This is a genomic window from Amycolatopsis bartoniae (genome assembly GCF_014191255.1).
Taxonomy (GTDB): Bacteria; Actinomycetota; Actinomycetes; order Mycobacteriales; family Pseudonocardiaceae; genus Amycolatopsis_E; species Amycolatopsis_E bartoniae.
The window spans coordinates 447,077-460,597 of sequence record NZ_JACHWH010000003.1; the positions used below are offsets into that span (position 1 = coordinate 447,077).

At 71.0% G+C, this 13,521-nt stretch carries 9 protein-coding genes; 8 read left to right on the forward strand and 1 reads right to left on the reverse strand.

All coding sequences use genetic code 11. The features are described 5' to 3' along the window. From FHX82_RS18845 to FHX82_RS18880, 8 genes are all read left to right on the forward strand, one after another. Positions 1-690 carry a TIR domain-containing protein gene (locus tag FHX82_RS18845; RefSeq protein WP_229880602.1) on the forward strand — a complete coding sequence of 230 codons (690 nt, stop codon included), beginning with the start codon at positions 1-3 and terminating at the stop codon, positions 688-690. Next, a complete protein-coding gene (locus FHX82_RS18850; RefSeq protein WP_145934222.1) occupies positions 690-2,312 on the forward strand; it encodes a CATRA system-associated protein in 1,623 nt (540 codons plus the stop codon). The genes FHX82_RS18845 and FHX82_RS18850 overlap by 1 nt, the downstream gene beginning before the upstream one ends. Next, a complete protein-coding gene (locus tag FHX82_RS18855; protein ID WP_145934221.1) occupies positions 2,309-2,938 on the forward strand; it encodes a hypothetical protein in 630 nt (209 codons plus the stop codon). Before FHX82_RS18850 ends, FHX82_RS18855 begins: the two co-directional genes overlap by 4 nt. Then, the gene (locus FHX82_RS18860; protein ID WP_145934220.1) at positions 2,938-5,991 is read left to right on the forward strand and encodes an ATP-binding protein; all 3,054 of its coding nucleotides are present in this window, start codon (positions 2,938-2,940) and stop codon (positions 5,989-5,991) included. Before FHX82_RS18855 ends, FHX82_RS18860 begins: the two co-directional genes overlap by 1 nt. A gap of 135 nt (positions 5,992-6,126) precedes the next feature. Beyond that, positions 6,127-7,506 carry an MFS transporter gene (locus tag FHX82_RS18865; protein ID WP_221216161.1) on the forward strand — a complete coding sequence of 460 codons (1,380 nt, stop codon included), beginning with the start codon at positions 6,127-6,129 and terminating at the stop codon, positions 7,504-7,506. Next, positions 7,503-8,762 carry an alpha-hydroxy acid oxidase gene (locus tag FHX82_RS18870; RefSeq protein ID WP_145934219.1) on the forward strand — a complete coding sequence of 420 codons (1,260 nt, stop codon included), beginning with the start codon at positions 7,503-7,505 and terminating at the stop codon, positions 8,760-8,762. Before FHX82_RS18865 ends, FHX82_RS18870 begins: the two co-directional genes overlap by 4 nt. Positions 8,763-8,791: 29 nt before the next feature. Next, the gene (locus tag FHX82_RS18875; protein ID WP_145934218.1) at positions 8,792-9,301 is read left to right on the forward strand and encodes a nitroreductase family protein; all 510 of its coding nucleotides are present in this window, start codon (positions 8,792-8,794) and stop codon (positions 9,299-9,301) included. Positions 9,302-9,404: 103 nt separating this feature from the next. Next, entirely contained in the window at positions 9,405-12,983 is a 3,579-nt protein-coding gene (locus tag FHX82_RS18880; protein WP_145934217.1) for a discoidin domain-containing protein, read from the forward strand. Here FHX82_RS18880 and FHX82_RS18885 read toward each other — a convergent pair. Beyond that, complete coding sequence (locus tag FHX82_RS18885; protein ID WP_145934216.1) at positions 12,956-13,483, reverse strand: molybdopterin-binding protein; 528 nt, start codon at positions 13,481-13,483, stop codon at positions 12,956-12,958. The genes FHX82_RS18880 and FHX82_RS18885 overlap by 28 nt on opposite strands. Between the last annotated feature and the right edge of the window lie 38 nt (positions 13,484-13,521).

Here is a 13,521-nt window from a genome sequence, read left to right on the forward strand (position 1 = left end):
GTGGCCGAGCCTGCCGCCGGCGGCGGGGTTGTCCGGTTTCTGTCCGCAATTCTGCCTGGTTTCCCGTCGTTTTCCGGCTCTAGCATCGTTTCCGTTCCGTGGGGAGAGCGAAGGAGCGATGAACGCGTGTACGAGTACGACGTGTTCATCAGCTACCGGCGCGGGGGTGGCACGTTGCCGGAATGGGTTCGCAACCACTTCCACCCCCGGTTGTCGGCTCTACTGGAGGATTATCTCGGGGAGTCGCGCGTCTTTCTCGACGACAAGGTGCCGACCGGTGCTTCCCTGCCGTCGGAGCAGCGCGATGCCCTGCTGCGGAGCCGGATTCTCGTGCCGGTGTGCTCGCCTCCGTACTTCCACGACGAGTGGTGCCTGTCCGAATGGGCTTCGATGGCCGAGCGAGAACGGCTGCTGGGTGCGGCACGGTTGATCTACCCGGTCGTCTTCTGCGATTCGGTGAACTTTCCCGAATGGGCGCACGAGCGGAAGCTGCGCCATTTCAACGAGCTGAACCAGCCCGACGTCCAGTTCCAGGCTTCACCCGCCTACGTCGACTTCCACCAGGAAATGAAGACCGTTGCGGTCGAACTGGTGGAGCTGATCGGCCAGGCGCCGGAATGGCAGTCCGGCTGGCCGGTCCTCAGTCCGCGGCCGGATCCGCCGCCGCAGTCCCGATTGCCGAGGTTCTGATGCCGGGCACCGTGCTCACCTTCTACTCCTACAAGGGCGGCGTCGGGCGCAGCTTCGCGCTGGCCAACATCGCGGTCCTGCTCGCGCGCTGGGGCCACCGCGTGCTGTGCCTGGACTGGGACCTGGAGGCGCCGGGCCTGCACCACTACTTCCGCCCGATGCTCGGCCAGCCCGTGCAGGGCGGCGTGGTCGACCTGGTGGAGGACTTCCGTTCCGGCAGGCTGCGGCCCGGGGCGCACGCCATCCGGGTGACCGACGCGGGTGCGCTCGACCTCATCCCGGCTGGAGCCGACGGTCCCGACTACGTCTCGCGGGTCCAGGGCCTCGACTGGGACGAGCTGTACGACGACGGTTTCGGCGAGTACCTCGAACAGTGCCGGGAACGCTGGATCGCCGACTACGACTACGTGCTGCTCGACAGCCGCACCGGCGTCTCGGACATCGGCGGCATCTGCACGGCGCACCTGCCGGACCGGCTGGTGGTCCTGTTCACCGCGAACGAGCAGAGCGTGCGGGGCGCGGTGGACATCGCCGAGCGCGCGAACGTCGCGCGGGACCGGCTGCCGTTCGACCGCCCGCAGCTGACCGTTCTGCCCGTGCTGTCGCGGTTCGACAGCCGGGAGGAGTACGACCGGGCCGAGGAGTGGCGCGGGCGCTGCTTCGAGCAGGCCAAGGGCTTGTTCCACAACTGGCTGCACCGCAGCGTGCCGGTGGAGACGATGGCGCGGCACCTGACGCTGCCGTACGTGTCGTACTGGAGCTTCGGCGAGCAGCTTCCCGTGCGGCAGGAGGAGAACCCGGCGTCGGACCAGATCAGCTTCGCGCTCGAGACGGTCGCGGCGGTGGTGGCGCGGCACTTCGACCGCACCGACCTGCTGGCGGAGAACCGGGACGCCTACGTGGCCGCCGTGCGGGACAGCAGGCGGGATTTCCCGGTCGACGTCAGGGTGAGCACGCCTAGGTCCACATTGGACGAAGCCGACGCGCTGATCGACTCGCTGAAGGAGCGGGGCGTGCGGGCGGAGCGGTCGCTGTCCGGCGATCCGTCCCTGCTCGCCCACGTGAACGACGACGCGCGGCACCTGTGCCTGATCGTGGACCGCGCGGTGAGCCGGTGGCAGTCCGCGGAGGCCGAGCTGTTCCTGCACCGGTCGTTCGGGCAGGACCGGAGGGTGATCCCGGTGCTCACGGCCGACGCCGACGCCCAGGCCTTGCCCGGTCCGGTGCGCAACCTGCGGTACCTGCGGCTCGGGCTGACGCGGGGTCCGGCGGAGGTGGCGCGGGAGATCGCCGGGCAGCTCGGCCGGACCTCGTTGACCGACAACGGCGACCTCGACCTCGTCGGCGCGCTGCGCCAGGCCGCCGGGGCCCGGCTGCGGCCGCTGCTGTGGGAGCTGGTGGACGAGACCGTGCGCGCGCTGGTCGCCGCGGTCGAGGCCGGGGACGACGCGCAGGCGCAGGACCTCGCCGCCGACCTCGCGCTGGCGCTGCGGCCCCGTGCGACGCCGGGGGAGGAGCACCTGCGGGTGCCCGCGCCGCGCGACACGGGGGAACAGATCGAACAGGGCCTGCGGCTGCTCTCCGGCCGCGGAAACCACCACAGTGGAAGGGATTTCCGATGACGGACCGGCTGGGACACAAGCAGACCGCCGCCATGTTCGCCCTGCTCGCGCTCGGCCGGGAGGTGTCGAACAACGAGCTGAAGGAGTTCGCGGGCTTCGCGCTCACCGGGGCCGAGCGCACGGAGCTGAACAGGCGCGAGTACGTCCAGAGCAACACGGAGAAGGCGCCCCACCGGCACAAGCTGACCGAGCGCGGCCGCGAGTGGTGCCTCGAAGAGCTGTCCCACGGCCGCCCGCCCGCGCCCAAACCCCGCACCGTGCTCGCCGCGCCGCTCTACGCCGTCCTGGGCGAGTTCGCGCGGTACCTCAAGCAGCAGAACGTGTCGCTGGACGAGGTCTTCGGGTCCGCGGAGCCGCTCACCGAGGAGGAAATCGAGCGCCGGATCCGGGAGAACTACCGGAAGCTGGTCCGGTCTCCGGACGGCTGGGTGGGGCTGGCCGACCTGCGTCCGCTGATCGGCGCCCCGGCCGAGGAGGTGGACGTGGTGCTGAAGAAGCTCAGCCGGGCCGGAAAGGCGCACCTCGTCCCCGAACCCAACCGCAAGGCGCTCACCGAGAAGGCGCGCCAGGCGGCCTTCCGCCTCGGCGGTGAGGACAACCACCTGGTCAGGATCGAGGCACTGTGATGGATCCACTCAGTGCGCTGACGATGCTGCGTTTCGACTGGGCGGACACCCCCGACCAGGTCTGGCGGGATTCGCCCTACCACGTCGAGGGTCTGCACTCCGACGTGTCGTCGGCGGTGGACGGGGCGGTCCGCGACGCCGCCACCAGCGACGGCCCGAGCCCCATCGGACTCGTGCTGCAGGGCCAGAAGGGCGTCGGCAAGACCCACCTGCTGGGCCTGGTCCGGCGGCAGACCCACCGAGCGGGCGGCTACTTCTTCCTCGACGACCTGACCGCACCCGACGCCTTCTGGGGGAACACGGCCGATGCGCTGCGCAGCGGCCTGGGCCGCACCGACGACTCGGGGAGTCCGCAGGCGCGCAGGTTCCTGCAACGGATCTGCCACCGGAGCGGGGTGGATCCGCGGGTGGCCGAGACGATCGTGACGGGACACCGCCTGGGCAAGAACGACGTCGACGCCTTCGTCCTGGGCCTGCGCGTGCTCGACCGGCAGCTGGCGACCGAAGCGGCCGATGTCGCGCGAGCGCTGGTGCTCTGTGGCAGCGAGGACGCCGAGCTGAACCGCCTGGGTGACGACTACCTCGGCGGGCGCGAGGAGTGGAAGAAGGGTGAGCGGCGGAAATGGGGAATCCGGCCCGAGCCGAAGCCGGAGCAGCAGCAGGTCCGCGACATCACCCGGCTGCTGGCGCTGACCGGTCCCGTCGTCATCGCCGTGGACCAGCTCGACACGCTCATGGCCCAGTCCGGGCTCGCGGCTCACGACACGGCCACGGACTCGGCGAAGTCACTGCTCGTGGCGCAGATCGCGGACGGGCTGATGCGCCTGCGGGAGCTCACGCGGCGGACCCTGACCGTGCTGGCCTGCCTGCCGGGAACCTGGGACCAGATCAAGGCGAACGCGACGGACTCGGTGCCGGACCGGTTCCGGGAGGCGCTGACCCTGGGGCGCATTCCGACCGCCGCCCTCGGCCGCGCGCTCGTCGAACGGCGGCTCGGGGTGGCCTACGAGGGCATGGGCTTCCGGCCCCCGCAGCCGACGTGGCCGGTGGCGCCGTCGGCCTTCGAGGGGGAGTGGGACCAGTACACGCCCCGTGAGCTGCTCAAGCGCATCGGGGCGCACATCGAGAACTGCCTGCGGGCCGGGCAGGTCCGGGAGCTGACCAGCTTCGACGGCGAGGCCCGGCCGGTGTCGCCGGTCCGCGTCGAGGAGCCGGATCGCTTCGCCGAGCTCGACACCCGGTTCGCGCAGCTGCGGGCACAGGCCGACGTGCGCATGCTGCTGAGCCAGAAGGCCGAGGACAAGGTGATGCCCTCGCTGCTGAACGCCGCGTTGCGGGGGTGGATCACCGAGGTCGGCAACGACAACATGGAGTGGGAGCCGCAGCCGCGCGAAGGCGGGGACGTGCACGCGTGGCTCACCCGGACCGTCGACGAGGCATCCGACCTCCAGGAGCACTGGGCGTTCCGGGTCATCTCGGCTTCGCACCACCTGGCGGTGCTGACCCGGCTGCGGAAGGCGACGTCGGCCGCCGGTCTGCGGCCTGGCGTCGGCAACCGGCACCTGATCGTCCTGCGGAACGCGAAGTGGTCCCCGGGTCCGAAGACCCAGCAGGAACTGGCCGCCTTTCGCGCGGCGGGCGGGAAAACACTGGCACTGTCCGAAGAGGACGTTCGTACTTTCTGGGCCCTGGAGCAGATGCTCGCGCAGGGCGGGACGGAGCTGCACGAGTGGCTGGTGGAGCGCAGGCCCGCCGGGAAGTCCGGGCTGCTGTCGGCGGTGCTGCCCGACGAGCCGCAGCAGGCTCCGGGCGTCGACGACGAGCTGACGCTCGGCACCGAGACCGGCTCCGGGGAGCCCGTGCGCATCGGCCTCGCGGCGTTGCGGCAGCACACCGTCGTGTTCGCCGGGTCCGGGTCGGGGAAAACAGTGCTGCTGCGGCGGATCGTGGAGGAGTGCGCGTTGCGCGGGGTGTCGGCCATCGTGCTCGACCCCAACAACGACCTGGCCCGGCTCGGGGACGCGTGGCCGCAACCGCCGTCCGCGTGGGGGCCCGGTGACGACCGGCTCGCGGCGCGGTACCTCGCCGGGACCGACGTCGTCGTGTGGACGCCGGGGCGGGCGAACGGCAGGCCGCTGACCTTCCAGCCGCTGCCGGACTTCGCGGGTGTCCTCGACGACGAGGACGAGTTCGCCGCGGCCGTGGAGGTGGCGGTGGCGACGCTCACCCCGCAGATCGGGCTCACCGGCAGCACCCAGAAGGCCAGCAGGGGCCTGGCGGTGCTGCGGCAGGCGGTGGTGCATCACGCCCGCACCGGGTCGCGGAGCCTGCCGGGGCTCATCGAGGTCCTGTCCGACCTGCCGGAGGACGCGAGCGACCTCAACGGCGCCGCGCGGATCGCCGCCGACCTGGCCGAGTCCCTCAAGGCGGCGATGGTGAACGACCCGTTGTTCGCGGGCAAAGGCGACCCGGTGGACCCGGGCAGGCTGCTCACGCCCGCGGTGGGCAAGCGGGCGCGGGTGAGCGTGATCAGCTTCGTGGGGTTGCCGGCGGACGAGCAGCGGCAGAACTTCGTCAACCAGCTGCAGATGGAGCTGTTCGCGTGGGCGAAGCGGAACCCGTCCGACCGGCCGCTGGGCGCGTTGTTCGTGATGGACGAGGCGCAGACGTTGGCCGCGTCGGGCACGTTGACGGCCAGCACCCGCAGCACGATTGTGCTCGCGTCGCAGGCGCGGAAGTACGGGCTGGGGTTGCTGTTCGCGACGCAGGCGCCGAAGGGGCTGCACAACCAGATCGTGGGCAACGCGATGACGCAGTTCTTCGGGCGCCTCAACAGCCCGGCCCAGATCGCGGCGGCGAACGAGATGGCAAGGGCGAAGGGCAGCCCGGTCGCCGACATCTCGCGGCTGGAGCGCGCGCAGTTCTACGTCTCGGGCGAGGCGTTCGGCTTCCGCCAGGTGACGACCCCGCTGTGCCTGACCCACCACCCCGCGAGCCCGCTCCGCCTGGAGGAGGTGCTGGACCGAGCCCGCAAACCCCTGGACGACGAGTGAGGCTCACCCCCCCCGAAACCTTTCGCTGACACCTCCGCCCCGTGAAAGTGAATTCCCCACCCCTGGACAGGCCTTCCCGCCGATGTGACACTTCCCGCTGCCAGGCGGGAACCTACGCGGCAAAGGAGCCGAGGAGTGGACCAGGCCGAACTGAGGGCACTGAGCGACCGCGCGGCCCGGCACGTGCTCAACCGCGAGGGCACCGGCGACGGGCGCAAGGCCGGCTGGCTCATGATCTCCACCATCCTCGTCGAGGCGTGGGACCTCTACGCCATCTCGTTCCTGCTCCTGTTCATCCGCGACGAGCTGCACCCCAGCCCCGCGATGCTCGGCCTCGCCTCGGGCGCCGTGCAGGCCGGGGCGCTGCTCGGCGCGGTCTTCGGCGGCTGGATCGCCGACCGGCTCGGTCGGCGCCGCGTGTTCCTCGCGACCATGATCCTGTTCATCGTGCTCGCGGTGGCGCAGGCGTTCGCCGCGAACATGTGGCAGCTGGTGCTCATCCGGCTGCTGCTGGGCTTCCCGCTCGGCAGCGACATCTCCACCGGCTACGCCTACATCATGGAGAGCATGCCCCGCGGCAAGCGCGAGGTGATGGGCAACCGCTGGCAGGCGATGTTCGGTCTCGGCGAGATCGTCGCCATCATCGTCGTGACGATCATGTACCTCTCCGGCGTCGACCACGGCCTGTTGTGGCGCATCGGGCTCGGCCTCGGCGCCGTGCCCGCGCTGGTTCTGCTCACCCTGCGCCTCGACGTGCCCGACACCGCGCTCGCGCTGATCCAGCGGGGCCGCTTCGCCCAGGCGAAACGGGTGTCGCGGCAGATGTTCGACGACGACCTGGACATGCTGCCCGACCGCGACTACCGCATCGAACGCCCACGCACCCGCGACTTCCTCGCCAACATCTGGGCCGATCCCGTGCGGCGCAAGGCGAGCGTCTTCGCCTGGATCTCCAACGCCATGCAGGGCGCGGAGTTCGCCGCCTTCGGCTTCTACCTGCCGACGATCCTCGTGCTCACCGGCGTCACCGGGGTGGCCGCGACGAACTTCGTCACCGCGGGGATCTACGTCATCGCCACCATCGGCGGGTTCACCGCCCCTCTCGCGACCCCGAAGATCGGCCACCGCGGCGTCGCGCGCGTCGGCTACGGCATGGCGTTCGTGTCGCTGCTGCTGGCCGCGCTGTTCCTGCGCGTGGACTGGAAACCCCTGGTGCCGCTCGCCGCGGCCGGGCTCATGTTCGGGCACTACTGGGACGCCTCGAACGGGATGACGATCGCCTCGATGGTGGCGCCCTCGCGGTACCGGGCGACCGCGTCCGGCTTCGGCTACGTCTTCGTGAAGCTGGCGTCGTTCGTGTCGATCTTCTTCTTCCCCATCCTGTTCTCCGGGCTCGGCGTGCCGCTCGCGACCGTGCTGGTCTCCCTGCTGTCCTTGACCGGCTTCCTCGCCGCGACCTACGTTCTTCCCGAGGTCTACGGCTACGTGGAGCAGGAACAGGAGGAGACAGCGTGAGCGACGCCGCCCCCGACGTCCCGGCGTTCGCCCGCCGAAGGCTGCCCCGGCCCGCGGAACTGCGGGAGCTGCTCCGGTTCCGGGCCCTGGAGCTGGATCCGGTGCGGCGGCGGCTCGACCGGGCGCTGACGATCGAGGACCTGCGGCGGATCGGCAGGCGCACCACGCCGCGGGCGGTCTTCGACTACGTGGACGGCGCCGCCGACGGCGAGGTGACCGCGGCCAGGAACCTCGACGCCTTCAAGGAAGCGGTCTTCGTGCCGGAATCCTTGAACCCGGTGCGGGATACAGACCTGTCGACCGTCCTGTTCGGACAGAGCATCGCGCTCCCGCTCGTGTTCGCGCCGACCGGGTACACCCGCATGATGCACCACCACGGCGAGATCGCCGTCGCACGAGTAGCCGCCCGGCACGGCATCCCGTATGCATTGTCCACAGTAGGCACCACGAACGCCGGGCAACTACGGCAGGCGGTACCGGACGGGGACAACTGGTTCCAGCTCTACCTGACCAACTCCCGCGAGCTGAACGAGGAGCTCGTGGACCGCGCGGGCCAGGCGGGCTTCTCCACCCTGCTGCTCACCATCGACACCGCGGTCGCGGGACGGCGGCTCAAGGACGTCCGGCACGGGCTGACCATCCCGCCGACCCTCACCCCGCGCACCGTGCTCGACATGGCGCGGTTCCCCTTGTGGTGCCTGAACAAGCTCACCACCCCGCCGATCGGGTTCGCGTCGCTGGAGAGCTTTCCCGGCTCGTCCGCGGACGTCGCCGCGATGATGTTCGACCCCGGGCTGAGCTACGACGACCTCCGGTGGCTGCGTGCGGTCTGGCCGGGCAGGCTGCTGGTCAAGGGCATCCTGCGGCCGTCGGACGCGAAAAGGGTGGTCGAACTCGGCGCCGACGGCGTGGTGGTGTCGAACCACGGCGGCCGCCAGCTCGACCGAACACCGTCCACTCTGGACGCGCTGCCCGCGGTGCGGAAGGCCGTCGGTCCGGATGTGACGGTGCTGCTGGACGGCGGTGTCCGCCACGGCCAGGACATCCTCGCCGCGGTCGCGCTGGGTGCCGACGTGGCCATGATCGGCCGGGCCTACCTCTACGGGCTGATGGCCGGCGGGGAGCGCGGCGTCGAGCGAGCGCTGGAGATCCTGCGGGACGAGTACCGCCGCGGCCTGCAGCTCCTCGGCCTCGACGCGACGCGGAAGATCTCGTCCCGGCATGTGCGCAAGGCGGTGCCCAGCCTGGAGGATTGAGCCCGCCCGGCGCGGGTACCTTGGGGTTCGTGGAGACCACGGATGCGCTCGCCTCGCGGCGGAACGTCAGGAAGTACGAAGATCGCCCGATTCCGGCGGCTGACCTCGACGAGATCCTCGACGCGGCGCGACGGTCGCCGTCGTCGCGCAACACCCAGCCGTGGGACTTCGTGGTGGTCACCGAGCGTGCGCACCTGGAGCGGCTGGCCACGGTGTGGCGGGGCGCCGGGCACGTGGCGTCCTCGGCCGCGACAGTCGCGTTCATCGCGCCCCGCGAACCCGCCGAGGGTATGCGGATCGAGTACGACCTCGGCCAGGCGACGATGTGCCTGATGCTCGCGGCCGCCGACCTCGGGGTGGGCACGGCGCACGCGGCGGTGGGCGACCAGGAGCTGGCACGCGAGCTGCTGGGCTTTCCCGAGGACCGGTACTGCGCCTACCTGATCGCGCTCGGGTATCCGGCCGACGGCCCGCTGCGTCCGGTTCGCAAGCTCGACCGCCGGGCGTTCGACGACGTCGTGCACCGCGAGCGCTGGTAGCCCCACATCTTGTCCGGATTCTTGTCCTGCCGGGCTTCTTGACCTTCACCGGGGTGAACGCAGAAGCTTCCTGTCAACGTTGTCAGCGTGGACGGGAGCTTCGATGGCGCACGACTCCAGCGGGATCTCACGGCGGAACGTGCTGTCCGCGGGCACCGGGCTGCTCGCCGGGTTCGGGGTGGCGGCGGCACTGCCCGCCGCGGCGTCCGCGGCGCCCGCGCAGGCTCCCGCGAAGACCGACCTCGCGTTGTTCCGCCCGGTCACGGTGTCCTCGACCGACTACGCCGCCACCCCGGCCGAGTTCGCGGTCGACGGGCTGGCGCAGGTCGGCGTGCGGGGGTCGGGCTGGCGGGCCGCGCAGGGCGACGGGCAGTGGATCGTCGTCGACCTGCAGGGCCGCTGCGAGATCAGCTCGGTGGTGCTGACGTTCGAGGCCCAGCCCGGCGATCCGGCGTTCGATGGGAGCGCTTCCCGCAGTCACACCACCGGGTTCGAGGTCCAGTCGAGCTACGCGGTGTCCTTCGACCTGGACGTCTCGCCCGACGGCCGGACCTGGCGCACCGTCCACCACACCGACTCCGGCACCGGGGGAGTGGTCACGATCCCGCTCGCGCCCGCGGTGTCCGCGCGCTGGGTGCGGCTGTCGGCCTCCCGCCGGTCGACGACGAACCCGTTGGGGCTCAACGGCTTCCAGGTGTACGGCACGAGCCAGGGGCCGCGTCCGGCCGTGCGCGGCTGGACCAGCTGGCCGGTGCGGCAGCGGGACGACGCGCCGGACCTCGCGGTCGCGGCCGACGGCACGGTGCCGCTCGAGTCCGGGTGGGTGCTCACGATGCAGGACTGGGCGCCGAGCACGGACGGCGCGGTGCTGTCGGGCACGCCGGTGGACACGCGCGGCTGGCTGCCCGCGACCGTGCCGGGAACGGTGCTGGCGTCGCTGGTCGAGCAGGGGCAGCTGCCGGATCCGGTGTCGGGGATGAACAACCTGCACGTGCCGGAAGCGCTTTCCCGGCACGCCTGGTGGTACCGGCGGTCCTTCCGGCTGCCGCGCGGGCTGGACACGTCGGCCGGACGGCACGTGTGGCTGGAGTTCGACGGGGTGAACCACGAAGCCGAGATCTGGCTCAACGGCGCGCGAGTGGGCGATCTGGCGCACCCGTTCGGGCGCGCGGCGCTCGACGTCACCGCGGCATTGCGGCGCGACGGGGACCAGGCCGTGGCCGTGCGGATCTCGCCGATGCCGCACCCCGGCAGCCCCGCCGACAAGGGCCCTTCGGGCAGTTCCTGGGTCGACGCCGGCGGCACGATGTTCGAGGACTCGCCGACGTACCTCGCGGTGTCCGGCTGGGACTGGATGCCGGCGGTGCGCGACCGGGCGTCGGGGATCTGGAACCACGTGCGGCTGCGCTCGACCGGCGCCGTCGTGTTCGGTGACGCCCGCGTGGACACCGTGCTGCCGAACCTGCCGGACACGAGCGTCGCCGAGGTCACCGTCACGGTGCCGGTGCGCAACGCGGGCACGGGCACCCAGCGGGTGAAGGTCACCGCGGCGTTCGCGGGTAAGGAGCTGAGCAGCACGGTCACGGTCGCCGCCGGGCAGGAGGCGCAGGCCGTGTTCTCGAAGGTCCGGATCGACAAGCCGGAACTGTGGTGGCCCAACGGGTACGGCGATCCCACGCTGCACGACCTGACGTTGACGGCGTCGCTCGGCAGGACGGTCAGCGACCGGCGGACGCTGCGGATCGGGCTGCGGCAGATCGGGTATCAGTACGACCTGCCCATCGTGGTCTCGGACGGCCGCGCGGACCAGACCGTCGACTTCCCCCGGCAGCAGGCCCGGTACGTCCGGATGCAGGGCGACCGGCGGGCGACCAGCTGGGGCTTCTCGCTCTGGACGATGTCCGTTGTGGACAGTGCGGCGCCGGGAACCGATCTGGCGCAGGGCAAGACAGCCACTTCGTCCTCTGTGGGCGACGGGAACCCGCCGGGCAACGCGGTGGACGGCAACCCGTCGACGCGGTGGTCCTCGGAGTACCAGGACGGCCAGTGGCTGCAGGTCGATCTCGGCGCGACCGCGGAGTTCGACCGCGTGGTGCTGACGTGGGAGACCGCGTACGCGCAGACGTACCGCATCCAGGTGTCGCAGGACGGGCAGACGTGGACGGACGTGGCGTCGGTGGACAACACGGCGAAACCGCTGACCATCCTCGTCAACGGTGTCAAGGTGTTCTGCCGCGGCGGGAGCTGGGGCTGGGACGAGCTGCTGCGCCGGATGCCGCCGGAGCGGGTGGACGCGGCCGTCGCGATGCACCGGGACATGAACTTCACGCTGATCCGCAACTGGATCGGCTCCTCCTACCGCGAGGAGCTGTTCGCCGCGTGCGACCGGTACGGGATCCTGCTGTGGAACGAGTTCTGGGACGGCTGGTCGACGGATCCGGCGAACCACGACGTGTTCCTGGCGCAGGCGAAGGACACCGTGCTGCGCTACCGGCACCACCCGTGCGCCACGGTCTGGTTCGGCTGCAACGAGGGCACGCCGCCCGCGGTGATCGACAACGCGCTGCGCGAGATCGTCACCGGCAACACGGACCTGCTGTACCAGGGCAACTCGGCGGGTGGGGTGATCACCGGGGACGGGCCGTACTTCTGGCTCGACCCCAAGCTGTACTTCACCGGGCAGGCGACGGGTGGGAAGTCCGGGTTCTGGAGCGAGATCGGGCTGCCGACGGTGTCGGTGGTGGAGAGCATGCGCAACCTCGTCGGCGAGGGTGAGCCGGGATGGCCGATCGGTGACGCGTGGTACCTGCACGACTGGTCGACGCAGGGAAACCAGGCGCCGCAGGGCTACCTGGCGGCGATCGACGCCCGGCTCGCGCCGTCGAGCAGTCTGGACGAGTTCTGCCGCAAGGCGCAGTTCGTCAACTACGAGAGCATGCGGGCGATCTTCGAGGCGTGGAACGCGAAGCTGTGGCAGGACGCGACAGGGGTGCTGCTGTGGATGTCGCATCCGGCGTGGCACAGCACGGTGTGGCAGACCTACGACTACGACCTGGACGTCAACGGGAGTTACTACGGGGCGCGGAAGGGTTGCGAGGCGCGGCATGTGCAGGCGGACCTGTCGACGTGGCAGGTGAAGGCGGTCAACCACACGCGCGACACCTTGAGTGGCGTGACGGTCTCGGCGCAGTTGTACGGTTTGGACGGTCGCGCTCTGGGTGCCCCGGTGCGGCAGGTTCTGGACGTGGCGCCGGTCTCGACGGCTTCCGCCTTCACGGTGCCGTTCGGGAGTGACCTGCCCGCGCTGCACCTGCTGCGCCTGACGCTGACCGACGGTCGCGGGACGGTGTTGTCGGAGAACACCTACTGGCGGTACACAGTGGACACCGCGATGCGGGCGCTGAACCAGCTGGCGCCGGCGAGCGTGTCGGTGGACTTCCGCGCGGCACGCGAGGGCTACACGGCGACGATCCGCAACACGGGCCGCACGGTGGCCGCGATGGTGCGCCTGTCGCTACGCGAACACGACGGCGAGGAGCGCGTGCTGCCGACCCTGTACGAGGACAACTACTTCTGGCTGCTGCCAGGGGAAAGCCGTGAGGTCACGGTATCCCCCCGGCGGCCCGTGCAACGCCCGCGGCTGCGGGTGGAGGGCTACAACGTCCCGGGAAAGCTGTGGTGAGAGCCCGTCGGGGGTGACCCGAGCAAACCCCACGGTGCGATGTTCACCAGGCACAGCCGGCACAGGCCGCGCACGTAGCGGCTCGACCGGTTGTCCTGGGGCAGCACCAGGGTGGGGCGGGTCAGCACCGCGCCGTTGTAGTGCGTCGCCAGCAGGGCCGGGCGCGCGCCGAACTCCGGGTCGATCTCCGCCAGTGACAGGGCCACCTGGTAGCCGTCCTCGGAGTTGGCCACCACGACCACGTTGAGCAGGCCCCGCTTGTGCCGCGCGTCCACGTCGAAACCCGCCTCGGCGAGCACGTCGTACAGCGGCACTGCGTACACGTGGTGCACCTCGCGCCGCCGCCTGGTCACGTACGGCACCTCGTACCGCTCCCGCGCGCGGGCCGCCAGCTCCGCCGTCTCCAGCACCCGCTCGGCGGCCACCGCACCGGTGATCAGCACCTGCGCGGGCCCCAGCGGCGTGCGCGGCGCGGGGATCGGCGGCGCGGCGGGCTCCATGATCCCACGGTAGGACGGCGAATCCCGCCACGACATCC